This window comes from Chryseobacterium gwangjuense (genome assembly GCF_021311115.1).
GTDB classification, from domain to species: domain Bacteria; phylum Bacteroidota; class Bacteroidia; order Flavobacteriales; family Weeksellaceae; genus Chryseobacterium; species Chryseobacterium gwangjuense.
Genome location: NZ_JAJTNP010000001.1, coordinates 403,736 through 420,148 on the forward strand (window position 1 = coordinate 403,736; position 16,413 = coordinate 420,148).

At 33.3% G+C, this 16,413-nt stretch carries 14 protein-coding genes; 5 read left to right on the forward strand and 9 right to left on the reverse strand.

Annotated elements, in window-relative coordinates:
- Positions 1 to 64 precede the first annotated feature (64 nt).
- The 3 genes from LV842_RS01820 to LV842_RS01830 all read left to right on the forward strand — a co-directional run bounded on the left by LV842_RS01820 (position 65) and on the right by LV842_RS01830 (position 4,574).
- Entirely contained in the window at positions 65 to 1,336 is a 1,272-nt protein-coding gene (locus LV842_RS01820; protein ID WP_233110056.1) for an aminotransferase class I/II-fold pyridoxal phosphate-dependent enzyme, read from the forward strand.
- A gap of 87 nt (positions 1,337 to 1,423) precedes the next feature.
- Positions 1,424 to 2,308, forward strand: coding sequence for a DMT family transporter (locus tag LV842_RS01825; protein ID WP_233109753.1), 885 nt, complete (start codon positions 1,424 to 1,426; stop codon positions 2,306 to 2,308).
- Positions 2,309 to 2,378: 70 nt separating this feature from the next.
- On the forward strand, positions 2,379 to 4,574 hold the full coding sequence (locus tag LV842_RS01830; protein WP_233109754.1) for a B12-binding domain-containing radical SAM protein: 2,196 nt from the start codon (positions 2,379 to 2,381) through the stop codon (positions 4,572 to 4,574).
- Between the two features lie 89 nt (positions 4,575 to 4,663).
- On the opposite strand, the gene LV842_RS01835 is transcribed toward LV842_RS01830, so the two are convergent.
- The 3 genes from LV842_RS01835 to atpD all read right to left on the reverse strand — a co-directional run bounded on the left by LV842_RS01835 (position 4,664) and on the right by atpD (position 7,445).
- Complete coding sequence (locus LV842_RS01835; RefSeq protein WP_233109755.1) at positions 4,664 to 5,485, reverse strand: hypothetical protein; 822 nt, start codon at positions 5,483 to 5,485, stop codon at positions 4,664 to 4,666.
- Between the two features lie 80 nt (positions 5,486 to 5,565).
- Positions 5,566 to 5,847, reverse strand: a complete 282-nt coding sequence (locus tag LV842_RS01840; protein WP_233109756.1) for a FoF1 ATP synthase subunit delta/epsilon — start codon at positions 5,845 to 5,847, stop codon at positions 5,566 to 5,568.
- A gap of 89 nt (positions 5,848 to 5,936) precedes the next feature.
- On the reverse strand, positions 5,937 to 7,445 hold the full coding sequence (atpD, locus tag LV842_RS01845) for a F0F1 ATP synthase subunit beta (protein ID WP_233109757.1): 1,509 nt from the start codon (positions 7,443 to 7,445) through the stop codon (positions 5,937 to 5,939).
- Between the two features lie 289 nt (positions 7,446 to 7,734).
- Here atpD and LV842_RS01850 point away from each other — a divergent pair, with 289 nt between their 5' ends.
- Positions 7,735 to 8,655: a bifunctional riboflavin kinase/FAD synthetase gene (locus LV842_RS01850; protein WP_233109758.1), complete on the forward strand. Its 921-nt coding sequence runs from the start codon at positions 7,735 to 7,737 to the stop codon at positions 8,653 to 8,655.
- Here the strand turns inward: LV842_RS01850 and LV842_RS01855 are convergent.
- Positions 8,652 to 9,005, reverse strand: a complete 354-nt coding sequence (locus LV842_RS01855) for an MmcQ/YjbR family DNA-binding protein (protein ID WP_233109759.1) — start codon at positions 9,003 to 9,005, stop codon at positions 8,652 to 8,654. The two genes, LV842_RS01850 and LV842_RS01855, sit on opposite strands and share 4 nt — an antisense overlap.
- A 217-nt stretch (positions 9,006 to 9,222) precedes the next feature.
- On the opposite strand from LV842_RS01855, the gene LV842_RS01860 reads away from it, so the two are divergent.
- Positions 9,223 to 9,879 (forward strand): NAD(P)H-binding protein, encoded by a 657-nt coding sequence (locus LV842_RS01860; RefSeq protein WP_233109760.1) that lies wholly within the window; start codon positions 9,223 to 9,225, stop codon positions 9,877 to 9,879.
- Positions 9,880 to 9,965: 86 nt separating this feature from the next.
- Here the strand turns inward: LV842_RS01860 and LV842_RS01865 are convergent, their stop codons facing one another.
- The 5 genes from LV842_RS01865 to LV842_RS01885 form a co-directional block, all read right to left on the reverse strand.
- Positions 9,966 to 10,544, reverse strand: coding sequence for a glutathione peroxidase (locus LV842_RS01865; protein WP_233109761.1), 579 nt, complete (start codon positions 10,542 to 10,544; stop codon positions 9,966 to 9,968).
- Between the two features lie 13 nt (positions 10,545 to 10,557).
- On the reverse strand, positions 10,558 to 11,220 hold the full coding sequence (locus tag LV842_RS01870; RefSeq protein ID WP_233109762.1) for a histidine kinase: 663 nt from the start codon (positions 11,218 to 11,220) through the stop codon (positions 10,558 to 10,560).
- Between the two features lie 109 nt (positions 11,221 to 11,329).
- Positions 11,330 to 12,055, reverse strand: a complete 726-nt coding sequence (kdsB, locus tag LV842_RS01875) for a 3-deoxy-manno-octulosonate cytidylyltransferase (RefSeq protein WP_233109763.1) — start codon at positions 12,053 to 12,055, stop codon at positions 11,330 to 11,332.
- Positions 12,056 to 12,160: 105 nt separating this feature from the next.
- Entirely contained in the window at positions 12,161 to 15,013 is a 2,853-nt protein-coding gene (locus LV842_RS01880; protein ID WP_233109764.1) for a VIT domain-containing protein, read from the reverse strand.
- 40 nt (positions 15,014 to 15,053) lie between these two features.
- On the reverse strand, positions 15,054 to 16,349 hold the full coding sequence (locus LV842_RS01885; protein ID WP_233109765.1) for a S1 family peptidase: 1,296 nt from the start codon (positions 16,347 to 16,349) through the stop codon (positions 15,054 to 15,056).
- Between the last annotated feature and the right edge of the window lie 64 nt (positions 16,350 to 16,413).

A 16,413-nucleotide genomic window follows, 5' to 3' on the forward strand; every position in this document is an offset into this window, starting at 1 on the left:
TACAAATCAAGCCTTTTTTGTAGATCATAAAAGGCTTTTTTACTTAAAAATTACTAATAAAATGTTGGATATTTTTGAAAGAATAAAAGAAAATCCAGGACCTCTTGGACAATTTGCAGACTACGGAGAAGGTTATTTTATTTTCCCTAGATTAGAAGGTCCTATTGGTCCTAGAATGCAGTTCCAAGGAAGAGAAGTAATTTTCTGGAGTGCAAATGATTACCTGGGAATGTGTAATCATCCGGAAGTTTTAGAAGCAGATGCAAAAGCTGCTGCAGAATTCGGAATGTTCTATCCTATGGGAGCAAGAGCAATGTCCGGAGAAACTGAACAACACTTACAATTGGAAAGAGAATTGGCCGATTTCGTTCAAAAGGAATCTGCTTATCTGTTAAATTTCGGTTACCAAGGAATGGTTTCTACTATCGATGCATTGGTAGGAAGAAATGATGTCATTGTTTATGATGTTGATTCTCACGCTTGTATCGTAGACGGTGTAAGGCTTCACGCTGGTAAGAGATTTACTTACAAGCACAATAATATTGAAAGTTTAGAAAAAAACCTTCAGAGAGCAACCAAAGTAGCTCAAGAAACAGGAGGTGGAATTCTTGTGATCACGGAAGGAGTTTTCGGGATGAGAGGACAACAAGGTAAACTGAAAGAAATCTGTGAGCTAAAATCTAAATATCAATTCAGACTTTTAGTGGATGATGCTCATGGTTTCGGAACGCTTGGTAAAACAGGAGCCGGAGCTGGAGAAGAACAAGAATGCCAAGATCAGATTGATGTTTATTTCTCAACTTTTGCTAAATCTATGGCTGGTTTTGGAGCTTTCCTTGCAGGAGACAAAGAAATCATCAGATACCTAAAATTTAATTTGAGATCTCAAATTTTTGCTAAATCTTTAACAATGCCAATGGTAATCGGAGGATTGAAAAGATTGGAGCTATTGAGAACAAGACCTGAAATTAAAGCTAAGCTTTGGGAAAATGTAAATAAACTACAAAGCGGTCTTAAAGAAAGAGGCTTCAACATTGGAGATACCAATACTTGCGTAACTCCGGTTATGATGCAGGGAAGTCCAGTAGAAGCTACTCTGTTGGTAAAAGACTTGAGAGAGAAGTACGGAATCTTCACATCTGTAGTGGTTTACCCTGTAATACCTAAAGGAATGATTTTACTAAGATTAATTCCTACAGCATCCCATACCGATGCAGAAATCAACGAAACTCTTGCAGCATTTGAAGCAATTCACGATAAATTAGTAAGTGGTTACTATAAAGAGCAGGAACAAAAATTATTAGAAGAACAAGGTTTAAGTTTCAAACCGATTTAATAATAAAATTAAAAAACCACTGAAATTCACTCAGTGGTTTTTTATAAATAATATTCTATAAAAACGAATTTATACAATAAATAATTAATGAAGCTGAGAGGTTATGTTTTGGGTATTATTTCTGCAATTTCTTACGGGTTGCTCCCTATTTTTATTTTACCCATCAAACATGGTCACTTTTCTTTAGACATTACTTTATTCTATAGATTTCTGTTTTCAGCTTTAATGATTGGAGGCTATTTACTCTATTCCAAAGAAAGCTTTTTACTCAGCAAAAAGGAACTGCTGATATTTACAATCCTCGGAATCTGTTATGCACTTTCCTCAGAATTTTTATTCTTAGGATATGATTATCTTACTGCAGGAATAGCATCAACCGTTTTATTTATCTATCCGGTTATTGTAGCGCTCATTATGTTTTTCTTTTATAAAGAGAAATTGACAAACCTTTCCGTAGGATCGTTGTTTTTAGCATTTGCCGGAGTTATTGTGCTTTGCTTAAAAGGAAATAGTCTGGAAATCAATTATGCCGGTTTAGGAATTGTGATGCTTAGTTCAATATTCTACGCCTTGTATATTGTTATAGTAAACAAATCCAACATACAGGCTTCAGGATTTAAACTTTCATTTTATTCCATGTTGTTTACTTCCGGATTTTTTATGGTAAAAGCAATGATGGGTAATGAATCTTTTATGATTCCGTCACTCAATACTTTTTTCAATTTTTTAATTTTTGCTTTCCTGACGACAGTTATCTCAAGTCTATGTTTAGTCTATGCTATTAAAGACATTGGCTCCACTCCCGCTGCAATTTTAGGAGCTTTGGAACCAGTAGTTGCTGTCCTGATTAGTGTTTCAATGTTTCATGAAAAATTTACTTTCAATCTTTTTTTAGGAATCATTTTAATTTTAATCGGGGTTATTTTAAACGTTATTTCAGACAGTAAAAAATCAATTGAAATTGAAAAATAAAAGAATATTATTCAAAATAAACCATTCATAAAAATTCAATTATTTAAAATAAATTTGTAAAAATTTTCTCTTGAAAGATCTGCTTCTCATTACTCCGCCTTTTACCCAACTCAATACTCCTTATCCGGCAACGGCTTATATCAAAGGATTTTTGAACACCAAAAATATTTCCAGCTATCAGGTAGATTTGGGAATAGAAGTTATTATAGAATTATTTTCAAAAGACGGAATTCAGAAAATTTTCAATAAAGAAATTGATTTACAACATGTTTCAGAAAACTCTCAGCGAATTTTCGCATTAAGAGAAGAATATATAAAAACGATTGAGCAAGTAATTTCTTTTTTACAAGGTAAGACTCCAACATTGGCGAGACAAATCTGCTCTATGAATTTTCTTCCTGAAGCTTCCAGATTTAATCAGCTTGATGATATGGAATTTGCTTTCGGAAATATGGGTCTTCAGGATAAAGCCAAACATTTGGCTACCTTATACTTAGAAGATCTATCCGATTATATTGTGGAAAATATCGATCCTGATTTCGGGTTCAGTAGATATGCGGAAAGATTAGGAAAAAGTGCCAATTCTTTTGATGAATTGTATTCAAAACTATCAGATAATCAAACGTTTATTGATGGGTTTACCTTAAAAATTCTTCAGGAAAAACTGGAATTGACTCAACCTAAATTAATTTGTTTTTCCATTCCTTTCCCTGGAAATTTATATTCAGCTTTTCGATGTGCACAATTTATTAAAGCCAATTATCCCAACATAAAAATTGCAATGGGGGGAGGTTTTCCAAATACGGAACTAAGAGAAGTAAAAGATAAGCGGGTATTTGAATTTTTTGATTTCATTACTTTAGATGATGGTGAAGTTCCTCTTGAATTACTCTACGAAAATATTTGTCATTCTGAGCAAAACGAAGAATCTCAATTTAAAAGAACTTTTTTAATTGAAAATCAAGAAGTTACATATAAAAACAATTCTAAAAGACACGATTATAAACAATCTGAAATCGGAACTCCCGATTATACTGATTTACAATTAGATAAATACATTTCCGTTATAGAAATTGCCAATCCGATGCACAGTTTATGGAGCGACGGAAGATGGAATAAATTAACGATGGCTCATGGTTGTTATTGGGGAAAATGTACTTTCTGTGATATTTCTTTAGATTATATAAAAATTTACGAACCCATTTCTGCAAAAATTCTAGTTGACAGAATGGAAGAATTGATTCGAACCACTGGTGAAACAGGATTCCATTTTGTAGATGAAGCAGCTCCACCCGCTTTGATGAGAGAAGTTGCTTTAGAAATTTTGAGAAGAAATCTTGTGGTAACCTGGTGGACCAATATTCGTTTCGAAAAAAGTTTTACCCGAGACTTATGTTTTCTATTAAAACTTTCCGGATGCGTTGCAGTTTCAGGAGGACTTGAAGTTGCGAGCGACAGATTGTTAAAATTAATTGACAAAGGAATCTCCGTAGAACAAGTTGCCCAAGTCACACGAAATTTTACAGAAGCAGGAATTATGATTCATGCTTATCTGATGTATGGCTACCCGACTCAGACCATTCAGGAAACTGTTGACTCTTTGGAAATGGTTCGCCAATTATTTGAAATGGGAATTCTGCAAAGTGGATTTTGGCATCAGTTTGCCATGACTGCTCACTCACCTGTCGGATTGAATCCTGAAGAATTTGGAGTGACTCCGATCAAGCAGGAAATTTTGTTTGCTAACAACGATATTGATTTTACAGATAAAACCGGAATCGATCATGGGAAATTTAGTTTTGGTTTAAAAAAATCTTTGTTCAATTATATGCATGGAATTAATTTCGAACTTTCTCTTCAGGAATGGTTTGATTTTAAAATTCCCAAAACAACTGTTCATCCGGATCATATTCATGATTGCTTGCTTGAAAATAATGATTTTAAATTTAAAGGAAATTCAAAAGTTATATTTTTGACAAAAAACGTAATCGCTGAGAATCGCGTAAAAACAAAAAAAAAATATACTTACCCGTATACACAACTTACATTCCATTTAAAAACGAACATTGCAACTATTGATTTGGATCAAGAACAGGCGGAATGGTTGGTAAAAATTATTGAAGAAAACTTTATAGGAAATTCTAAAACCATTACCCTTCAGCAACTTAAGGCAAATTTTGAAGAAAATCTTGATGATTTTGAATTATTTTGGTTCTCAAAGCCAATGCAACACTTGAAAGAAAACGGAGTGATTTTGAGTTTATAGTTTAAAAATTTTTCTCTTATTACACTTTCTGAAAATAAAAAAATCCCGAAAAATTTTCAGGATTTTTTATTATTTATAGCAATAACATGTTATTTCTCAACACCATCTTTTTTTACTTCACCTACAATTATCTTATCCTGGATTTTAATAAAATTCGGATCCAAAATTGCCATTCGTTCAGCAATTGCTTTATACGTCGGAAATTTTAAAATTGAAGCACGACCAGACATTTCTCTATACAAAGTAAAAATTTTCCCACCTGCCGTTTTGATCTGTTTGGTTGTCGTAATATATCTTCCAATATACTTACTATTAGCATCATAGATTTCAATATCTACAAAAGTTTTTTCAGAAATTGTATCTTCAGAACCAAAACTAACTGGCAAATTTGTAAAGTAACCTACTGGTTTACCGTTACTTAAAATTTCTCCCACACTGTTTACCGTAATATTCAGTCTGTCAATTTTACTTCTTGTTGTATAGGCATCCTTAGTTTTTGTATCAAGTTTTCTTTTAGGAGAGTTTTTAAAAAGTTCATCAATATTTTTAACATTAATTCCCTTATTATCAATAAGTTTCAATCCTTTGATGGATGTATACACTGCTGATTTTTCTTCCCCAGAAAATGCTGATGGAGAAATATAATCGAGTTCTAACGTTTTATCCCGGTTATAAACTCTGTTTAATTTTATGTAACTATCTCTTACAGAATCTACTACACTTTTATCTATAAATTCTATGGTGTAAATTGGGGTCTCTTTTAAATCCAAAAAAGTATATTCATTGGATTTATTGGAAACCTTAGCAACATGAACTCCATCAATACTTACGATTCCTCTTTTTGTCCTAATTTCCTGAGCTTTAAAAAATAATCCCAGAATTGTAAATAAAATGATTAAACTTTTCTTCATAAAATCACATTTTTACATGAAATAAAAAAAGTGTAACCAAAGTTACACTTTCTTGAAAATATATTTAGCTTTTCATTTAATTATTCACAAAGGATGATTCCTTTATCATGATTAAATTCTACAACACCGCTTTTGATTGGGTAAGAAAAAACAGAATCTTTATCATTTTCTTTAGTAAAGTTTTTGGCATATGCTTCATCAACAGAATTAGCATATAATTTTACTTTACCACCAACTAAAGAAGAAACAATTCCTGCGTGGTTTTTCATGATGTGGAATTCACCATTTTTTCCAGGCAATAATACTGAGTCTACTTCTCCTTCAAAAACTACGTATTCTGGTGTTAAAATTTTTATATTCATTTTAATTTAGATTTGAAGATTTCAGATTTCAGATTTCAGACAACTTAAAAGTCTCATGTCTAGTATCTGCTATCTTTATGTCTAATTTATTAAGCGTTTTCAGCTAACATTTTTTGTCCAGCTTCAATAGCTTCTTCAATAGTTCCTTTCAAGTTGAAAGCTGCTTCTGGTAAGTGATCCAATTCACCATCCATAATCATGTTGAACCCTTTGATTGTATCTTTGATATCTACCAATGATCCTGGAATACCTGTAAACTGTTCAGCTACGTGGAAAGGCTGAGATAAGAATCTCTGAACTTTTCTCGCACGGTAAACTACTGATTTATCTTCTTCAGAAAGTTCTTCCATACCAAGGATAGCGATGATATCTTGAAGAGCTTTGTATCTTTGAAGAATTTCTTTTACTCTTTGAGCACAGTTATAGTGATCATCTCCTAAAATTTCAGGGTTTAGGATTCTAGAAGTAGAAGAAAGTGGATCTACTGCTGGATAAATACCTAATGAAGCAATTTTTCTATCTAGTACCGTAGTTGCATCCAAGTGAGCAAACGTAGTTGCAGGAGCCGGGTCAGTTAAGTCATCCGCAGGTACGTAAACCGCCTGTACTGAAGTAATTGAACCATTTTTAGTTGAAGTAATTCTTTCCTGCATTGCACCCATTTCAGAAGCAAGTGTCGGTTGGTAACCTACCGCAGATGGCATACGACCAAGAAGTGCAGATACCTCAGAACCAGCCTGTGTAAAACGGAAGATGTTGTCTACGAAGAAAAGTACATCTCTACCTTGTCCGCTTTCTCCACCGTCTCTGTAGTACTCAGCTAATGTAAGACCAGAAAGTGCTACTCTAGCTCTTGCACCAGGTGGCTCGTTCATCTGTCCGAAAACGAATGCAGCTTTTGAATCTTTCATCGCTTCTAAATCTACTTTAGAAAGATCCCAACCTCCGTTTTCCATAGAGTGCATGAAATCTTCACCATACTTGATGATTCCAGATTCTAGCATCTCTCTCAAAAGGTCATTTCCTTCTCTCGTTCTTTCACCTACTCCGGCAAAAACTGAAAGACCTCCGTGTCCTTTTGCAATATTGTTAATCAACTCCTGGATCAATACTGTTTTACCTACACCAGCACCTCCGAACAAACCAATTTTACCTCCTTTTGCGTAAGGCTCAACTAAGTCGATTACTTTAATACCTGTAAATAAAACTTCTGCAGAAGTTGAAAGTTGATCAAATTTTGGAGCTGGTCTGTGAATTGGCAGACCACCTTCATTAGAAATATTTTGAAGTCCGTCGATAGCATCACCAACAACGTTGAATAGTCTTCCGTTTACAGCCTCTCCGATTGGCATCATAATAGGATTTCCGTATCCAATTACGTCTTGCCCTCTTTTAAGACCGTCAGTAGCGTCCATTGCGATACATCTTACTGTATCTTCGCCAATATGTTGTTCTACCTCTAAAACTACTTTTTCACCGTTTTCTTTTGTAATTTCTAACGCGTCATAGATTGCTGGAACAGCTTCCACATCACTGAAGACAACGTCGATTACCGGACCAATAATTTGAGAAATTTTACCTTTAATTTGGTTTGCCATTGCTAAATTTTTTCTTGGTGCAAATATAATGATTCTTCATAAACCCACAATTGGTAAAAACGAGATTTTTATCATGCTTTTGGGAGAATCTAAAATTTGGATTTTAATATTTAAATATTTTTGCTAATCATGCAATTTACCTAGATTTTATGAAACAGGAAAATTTATAGCCGAATTATAAGCAGGATAAAAATAGATAGTATCAAAATCATAACTTGAAAATAACTCTTACGATATAATAATAGATAATTTTAAAGGCTTTATATTTGCAGTCAAATTTTTTTCCGTTTTGAAAGTTTTCAAGAATTTCACAGATTATACTTCTCAGACCCCTCTAGCATTGTCTTTAGGGATGTTTGACGGGGTACATCTTGGGCACAAAAGTATTATTGATGAATTATTAAAAATAGGCTCAGAAAACAATCTTGAGACTGCTGTTCTTACTTTTTGGCCACATCCGAGGTTTGTTTTTAATCCTAATGAAGATTTAAAACTTCTGAATACATTGGAAGAAAAGAAATCACTGATGGAAAAATACGGCATTGATCATCTTTTTTTAAAAGAATTCGATGACGAATTTAGAAATTTAACCGGGGAAGAATTTGTTCGTCAAATTTTAATTGATAAGTTAAATGTAAAATATTTAATTATTGGTTATGATCATTCCTTCGGAAAAAACAAAAGCGGAAATTTTGAATTGCTTCAAAAACTGTCAAAAGAACTTGATTTTGAGGTTGAACAAATGGAAGCCATTAATATTCATGAAAATAATATCAGCTCTACCAAGGTTCGAAATGCTCTTCTAGCAGGAAACATCAAGGATGCCAATGAAATGTTGGGCTACTCCTACTCTGTTTCCGGAACGGTTGTTCATGGGAAAAAGATTGGAAGAACGATCGGCTATCCGACTGCCAATATCGACACAGATTCCATTAAACTTTTACCTAAGAAAGGTGCTTATATTGTTGAAGTCTTTGTAAAAGGTCAGCAATATAAAGGAATGTTGAGTGTCGGAACCAATCCTACCGTCAATGGAGAAAAATTAACTGTTGAAGTTTATATCCTTAATTTTGAAGGAGATATCTATGATGAAAAAATTACTGTAAAATTCAGAGATTTTCTTCATGACGAAATCAAATTCGAAGGACTTGAAAAATTAATTGAAAGACTGGACGAAGACAAAATATTAACGGAAGTATTTGAATTCTAAGTATTTAAAATTTCTTCTTTTGCTTTTTTTGTTAAAGATTTAAATACCAGATCATACGATTGGTCAATCATTTTCAAAATTAAGTCTCTTTTCAAACCATCTACCATCACCGAATTCCAATGCGTTTTATTCATATGAAATGCTCCGGTTATTTGTGGATGTTGCTCACGAAGTTCTGCACTCCATTCCGGATCGGTTTTTACATTAATGCCTAAAGGTTGTTTTTCTAAGGCTATCAGTAAAAACATTTTCGTTCCTACCTTCATCACAAGGGTTTCATTATCAAAAGGAAAACTTTCTGTAACTCCTTTTTTCGCAAGACAATAGTCTAAAATTTCGTTTGCATCCATGTTTTTATATGAGTAATAAGTAATTGGTAATGAGTAATTTTATTATTTAATACGTTTTGACAAACTTAGTAGATATTTTCTAATTCACTGTTTTTTAGTGAAATATTTATAATGTTTTCATACTCAACATCTCATTTTTCATATTTAAATATAAAACTTTACTTCAAATTTAGTAAATTTAAGAAGGAAAACATCATTACTAACAAACCACATTATTATGAAAGCTCTCGTAATCGGTGCTACAGGTGCCACAGGAAAAGATTTGGTCAATCAGTTACTCAATGATAAAGATTTTGAAGAGGTCGATGTTTTTGTTAGAAAACCAATTGATATTCAAAACAATAAGCTCAACGTTCATATTGTTAATTTTGAAAAACCCGAGGAATGGAAAAGTATGGTAAAAGGAGATGTTGTTTTTTCCTGTCTCGGAACCACTTTAAAAACTGCCGGAAGTAAAGATGCACAGCGAAAAGTAGATTATGATTATCAATATGAATTTGCAAAGGCAGCCAAAGAGAATAATGTAGAAGATTATATTTTAGTTTCTGCTTATGGAGCCAATCCCAATTCAAAAATTTTTTATTCTAAAATGAAAGGAGAGCTTGAAGAAGCTGTAAAACAACTCCATTTTACTAAAATCACTATTTTCAACCCCGGAATGCTTGAAAGAAAAGATTCTGACAGAGCCGGAGAAGTTTTAGGAAGCAGAATTATAAAATTTGCCAATAAATTGGGCCTTTTGGAAAGTCAGAAACCCTTACCTACCGATATTTTAGCTAAAGCAATGATCAAATCTTCAAAAATAAAAAGCAATGGTTATTCAAGTATCAAACTTGGGAATATCTCTTGTTTTGCGGAGAAAAGTAATGAGTAAACACTGTAACAATCTAATAATATAGCAGTGTAACAATCACCAAATTCAATATTGGTCCATTTATTACACTGCTATATTTCAAATTATTATTTCAAATATTTTATAATCGCTTCATCCGTAGGTTTTGTAGAACTTACAAACGAGTCAATTAATTTTCCGTTTTCGTCAATTAAGAATTTTGTGAAATTCCAGGCAATCGTTGAATTCTTTACTCCGTTTAATTCTTTTTCCGTTAAATATTTAAAGATCGGTGCCGTATCATCACCTTTCACAGAAACTTTAGCAGCCATAGGGAAAGTTACCCCGTAATTTTTTTGGCAAAACGCTCCGATTTCATGATTGGTTCCGGGTTCTTGTCCACCGAAATTATTGGCAGGGAAACCTACAACCACTACTTTATCCTTATATTCTTCATATACTTTTTCCAGATCAGCATATTGTGGAGTAAATCCACATTCTGAAGCTGTATTTACGATAAGGATTTTTTTACCTTTAAAATCTGCAAAATTGATCTGTTTTCCTTCTTCCAAGGCATCAACTTTAAAATCGTATATTGATTTTCCCATAAGTTCTTTGGTTTTAGCTTTAGACACTTCACTCTTTTTCTGAGCACAACTATTGAAAAATGCTACAAAGGAAAGTAGCAGTATTAAGATCTTTCTCATTTTTACTATGTATTTAGAATTTAAAAATATTTGCCGGAAACACTTTATTGATCTCTATTTTATTCAATAACATGACATAATCTCCGTCCTTTTTCGTACTCGAAGATTCTATTCTGAAAGGCATTGAAAGATTTCCAACTCTTTTATAATCAGAATAATCTAAGGTTTCCTCTTTTTTTATTTCTCTCAACAACATGTAAGTTCTTGTATCAAAATAATAGATGTTTTTATTTACATTTTTAGTTAGTTCAACTTTATGGCAATAGATATTTCCTATTTTTTCCTTTCCTAGATATTTTGCTTCAAAACCTTTATTTTCCCAATCAATAAAATCATTGTCAAAACTTTCGGGTTTATAATCTGCATATTCCTGAAGCTTATTGGTTGCGTAGTTCATCGCGTACCCTTTTGTTCCGTCATACCCTTCAATAGCCGTTTCTTTATTATTGATCGTAAGAACCGTTTTAGTAAGATTGGGACGTTGCTGATAAATTTTCACAGGATATTCATCTTTAATTCCCAGCACCACTTTCCCTTGAAGGAATACTGAATTTAAAAGCTTCCAATTCGTTAATCCTCCGGACAATTCGATGTTTTTATCTATAATCTCCTTTGCTGTCTGTGCAAAAGACAATTGCGAACATATCAGGACGAAAACTAAAAGTAACTTCTTCATTAATTTTATTTATAAATTCAAATATAAGGCTTTTATGGTGAATTTGTAAAGATGCAAAATCGTAAAAACCGTTAATTTTAAACAATTTTCCAACTCTCGGTTTTACAGTTTAGCTAATTAATTTTCTCGCTTTCTCCAAATCTTCCGGCGTGTCGATCCCCACTCCGATAAAGTTGGTTTCTATGAGCTTGATTTTCATACCATATTCAAGGTAACGGATACATTCAATTTTTTCAGAAATTTCCAGAGGCTTCATTTCCAATTTTGAAAACTGAATTAGAGCATGTTTTCTGAAAGCGTAAACACCAATATGTTTAAAATAATCTACATGGTAAGAAATTTCTCTGTGAAAAGGAATTACAGAACGACTGAAATAGAGAGCAAACCCGTTATTATCTGTAATCACTTTTACATTATTGGGATTTTCAATTTCTTCTTTTTCAGTCAGTTTTATTTTTAATGAAGCCAAAGAAATTTCCTGATTTTCATCGTGATGGAACACTTCAATAAGCTGTTTTAAAGGTTCTAATTTCAAAAACGGTTCATCCCCCTGAACATTGATAACAATATCACAGTCAATATGTTGTACAGCTTCTGCAATCCGGTCACTTCCTGTTTCATGTTGACCGGTCATCACTGCTTTCCCACCATTTTTTATAATTTCATCAAAAATAATTTCTGAATCTGTTGCGACAAAAACTTCATCAAATAACCCCGTTTCCACAACATTCTGATACGTTGTTGTGATAACCGTTTTTTCTCCCAATAACTGCATTAATTTAGCCGGAAAACGGCTTGCTTCGTAACGTGCGGGAATAACTGCGATGATTTTCATTTTGAATAATTCTTTGAATTTGAGTTGTAAATTAAGCTTCTGTTCGCTGTACCTGAACAAAAAAATTGCCGAAGCTTAAATCTTCGGCAATTTATATGATTTTTTCTAAAACTCAAATTCTCCAATCAGAATTTTACTGTCATTTTCCTGTTTATTTTCTTTCTGACTCTGGAAAACGGCAATTTTTCTTTCTTGTCTTCCATCCGAATAATAAAGATAAACTTCAGCCATAATGGTCGTTGGTCCGGAAAGTACATTTTGTCGTTCCCCAAAAAAGTTGGTTTGAATTTTATATTTTCCTTTCACTGCTTTTTTTAGCAAAAACTGTTCGGGACCGAAACCTTGTGTAAAATCATTACTTAATCTTCCACCAATATCAGTTGATTTATGAGAATAAGAGCAATCTTCACCTTTAGGATCGGTTACCCAAAGATCAATATCCGTATTATCCTTGTTCCAATTGATAACCACGCGAATATCAACAGGCAGAGTTGCTTTCAAGCGATCATCTATTTTACTTCCGTCTACATTTTTATACTGGCTTAGAATATTATTGATTTCCATGATAAGGATTTCCTCAATTCCGTTGTCACGTACAGAAATTTCATCAGTAAATTCCTGATACAACAATGCTTTATAAACATTTAAAGCTTCCTGAGGTTTTTTATTATCAACCAATGCTAATGCGTAATCTCTGTGACTTTGAGCATCAAATGGTCTCCATTCCAGAATTTTCTGAGTAATCCAAAGCTCTTTTTCATAATGACCTCTTTGTTTTAGCAGATAATAAATTGTTTTATACAATTCTTCGTTTTCCAGATCCAGTTCTGCTAAAGTACTTAAAACCCTTAATGAAAGTACTTTATCTCCCTTTTTAAAAAGCAGTTTAGAAATATCAAAATAATAAGAAACCTGCTTTTCATATTTTGAACGGTTTTCCAAATATTTTTGATAAATAACATCCGCAGACTGCAGGTTTTGGAAATCTTTCATGTATTCTTCCGTACTTTCTACATCTACTAAAGTAACTTTGCCGCTAGATTTTGCTTTAGATTCCATTTTAACAGAACTTGAAACTTCTCTCGCAACAGCATTATTTGCAGTACTGCTATACCCCACAGCTACTACTTCTTCTATACTTCTTTCAGCATTAGCTGAATCTCTTATCGATTGATTAGAAATTGTCGTAGGATATTTTTTTGTTTCCGAAGGTTTAAATTCGGTATTCCACCAAATTTTAAGTTCCCGGGTTTTATCAAAAGCTTTGGAAAGAAGGTTTTTTCTTTGTTCTAAAACATTTCGTTTATTTTGTGAAACAATGGTTTGATATTCATCCAACAATTCCTTCGGTGGAGTAATATGATAGCGAACATAATCATTTACATTTTCCAACACAATAAGACTTGTATTTTTACTTACCACACCAAATTGTTCACTTATAGTTTTAATCTCGTTACGGTTTTTTGTAGAGTTCAGCTCCAGTTCATTTATTTTTCTTTGTGCCCAAAACTGTGCAATCTGCCAATTGTCTGCCTGAGAAGCCGTACTAAAATCTACTGGAATTTCATATTTTTCATCTCCTACAGAAAAAACAGCTGTAAGTTTTCCTGTATCCGCCGGAGAAATTCCGAAAAGATTAATGGGTTCACTCACAACCGATCCCTCATTAGGAAACAACTCCTGAATATTTGTATTTTCTTTAAATCCTAAAAATCGTATTGGAAGTTTTTTATACGCTTTAAATGCAGATTCTGTATCTAGTTCATTTAAATTAATAAAATTACCTCCCGATTGCTGTGCTAATAATCTCAGGGTATTAAAATCCGAAGTCGGTGTACTTGAAATACTGTACAAAGGCTTTTTAAACTTCATCGTAAGATCTCCAAAATTGGAAATTCCATCCGAAAAAAGAAGATATTCTTCGGTATCATTTATTTCTTTTAAAGCACTAAAATCTGTTCCTCCATCATATCTCAGATTGAGTATTTTATTTTTTAATGCACTCCAGTTGCCCTGAAAAATTTTAAATTCTTCCGCTTTTTCCAGTGTATTATTAAGAACAGCGAAAGAAACAGTTACCTCTTTATTATCAGCAAAATAAGCATCTAGAAAATTAAGTTCTTTATCTCGGTTCCTTTTTGATCCACTGAAAGAATTATCCCAAATAATGGCTATTGTTTGTGATTTTGATTTCTCTTTTTGAGAAAATTCGTTATTGATGTTAGCTACAAAATAAGATTGATCTCCAGAAGCTTTTTGTAACAAAATATTTGCAGACTTACCTATTTTCGGAATGGTTACTTTCAAACTCTCGTGAGGAGTGAAATTCACTTTATTGATTTCCGCAATCCATTGCTTTCCTTCTTTCTGAAAAGCGAAACTTCCATCCGGATTTTCAAGAATTTTAGGAGTTGCAGCACTTTCATTAATCCAGACTTTCAGAGAAAACTTAGGAATTGTAGTTGCATTGGCAAAACTTAAAAAGTACTGATAATCAGCCACCGCATTCCTTAATTCCTGATGATAGGTAATCTGAACGGTTCTTTTTCCCTTTTCAGGAATCGGATAAATTCTCGTTCTGAAATTGTTTCCGCTAACTTTTTCGATAATTCCCGGATCTATATTTCTTTTTTCAACACTTTCAAAAACTTCTTTTGCCCGTTCTTTCGGAACGGGAACTGCATTTCGAAGCTTCCCGTTAATATCCAATGCATATCCGCTCACACTCACACCATCCGGAAGCGGAAAAGTGAGTTTACCTTCTAAAATTCTATTGCTTGGATTGTAAAATGTATACGTTGCAGTAGTGGTTGCAAGATTTCCTAAGATCTTTGTCTCAATCTTAGCTTCCTGTAAGATAACGGGATTCTTTTTTTGATTTTCGACTTCTAAGGTAGGAATCTGCGAAAAAGCAGCATTAAAAATTATAAGTGCAAACAGGTTTAAAACTTTATTCATAGTTATGTGTGTTTTTAGAGATTTAAAATTAGGTTTAGCTTTAAACAGCAGGAGCTGAGTATTTCCCAAATAAAATTTTAACATGTTTGGCAACAATTCCAAAATTGAAACCCTGAACCTGATCTACTCCACTGAAGTTAACAGCAATCAGCTGACCGCATTCGTTAAAAACCGGAGCCCCGCTTGCTCCATGTGTTGATGTGATATTGTATTGCACTTTATTACCATCTGATTCCTTACTAATCTGCCCATTATACAACTGCACTTTAATTCCGGAATTGGTTTGTGCTAAATCTATTCCTAAAGGATAGCCTACCATAATGGCTTTCTGACCGGGCTTCAATGTTTTATCATCTTCAATCAGATTATCCAGATTAATGATATTGGTAATATTCTTCGGAGTTTCTTGGGTGGTAAGCTGTAAAGCCCCTAAATCGACTTGCGGATCGTCTGAAATCTTTCCAAAGGTACAGCTCAGCCATTCTCCGTCAGAATCATGTAAAGCAATTGAAATATCAATGGTTTTCACATAAACTTCAATTTCGTTTTCAGAAACATATTGTTGATGAGGAATTGAAGCTGCAATATCTCCTGATTCAGCCGCAGAATCTACACGTACATCATTTGAACTTATAAATTCCTCTCCGGAAGAAACACTTTCTTCACCTTCATTATATTCATGTTCACCATCATCATAATTAACAGAAGCATTTCCCCAATTGCCGAGAATAAAGGTTTCGTAACCATCTTCAGAAACATCAATCGTAAGAATTGACGCTATTTTCATCCTGAAATTTCTGATATTGGTATTTACTTTTTCACTTTCTCCATCAGAAGAATTCCAAGGTTGCAAAACATGACTATTGGTAAGCAAATTCCCTTTTCGGTCTATAAAAAAACCTGTTCCATACACTGTTTGCTCCGTAGCTTCCGGTACTGTCAGCTGAAATTCTTTTCCTTTAATTCTTACAAAATATCCATATTGATGCTTTACAAGAGCTACCGCATCTTTATAAGCATCATAAATTTTGGTATCCGTATTTAAGCAGGAATTTTCTACAACAGGAACTTCTGTTTTCTTCAAATATTTGGAACCGAAAAATGAAGCCGTTCCCAAAATAACAACTCCTCCCAAAGCAAAAAATGCAATTTTGTAAGGATTTCTTTTTTTCTTTTCCGTAGATGGTGGAATTACTGTAGATTCTTCTGTAATAGAAGTTATAGTCTCTGTTTCAGATAATAATTGATCTGAAACTTCATGTTGTTGTGGCGAAATATTTTCAAGCGGCGGATTTTGATCCAATTCCTGATTGGATCCATTATTTTCATTGTTCATTTGTGAGTGTGTTATGGTGAAAAAAAGTTGGTCCTTTTCAAAAGAACCAACTTTTTATAAAATC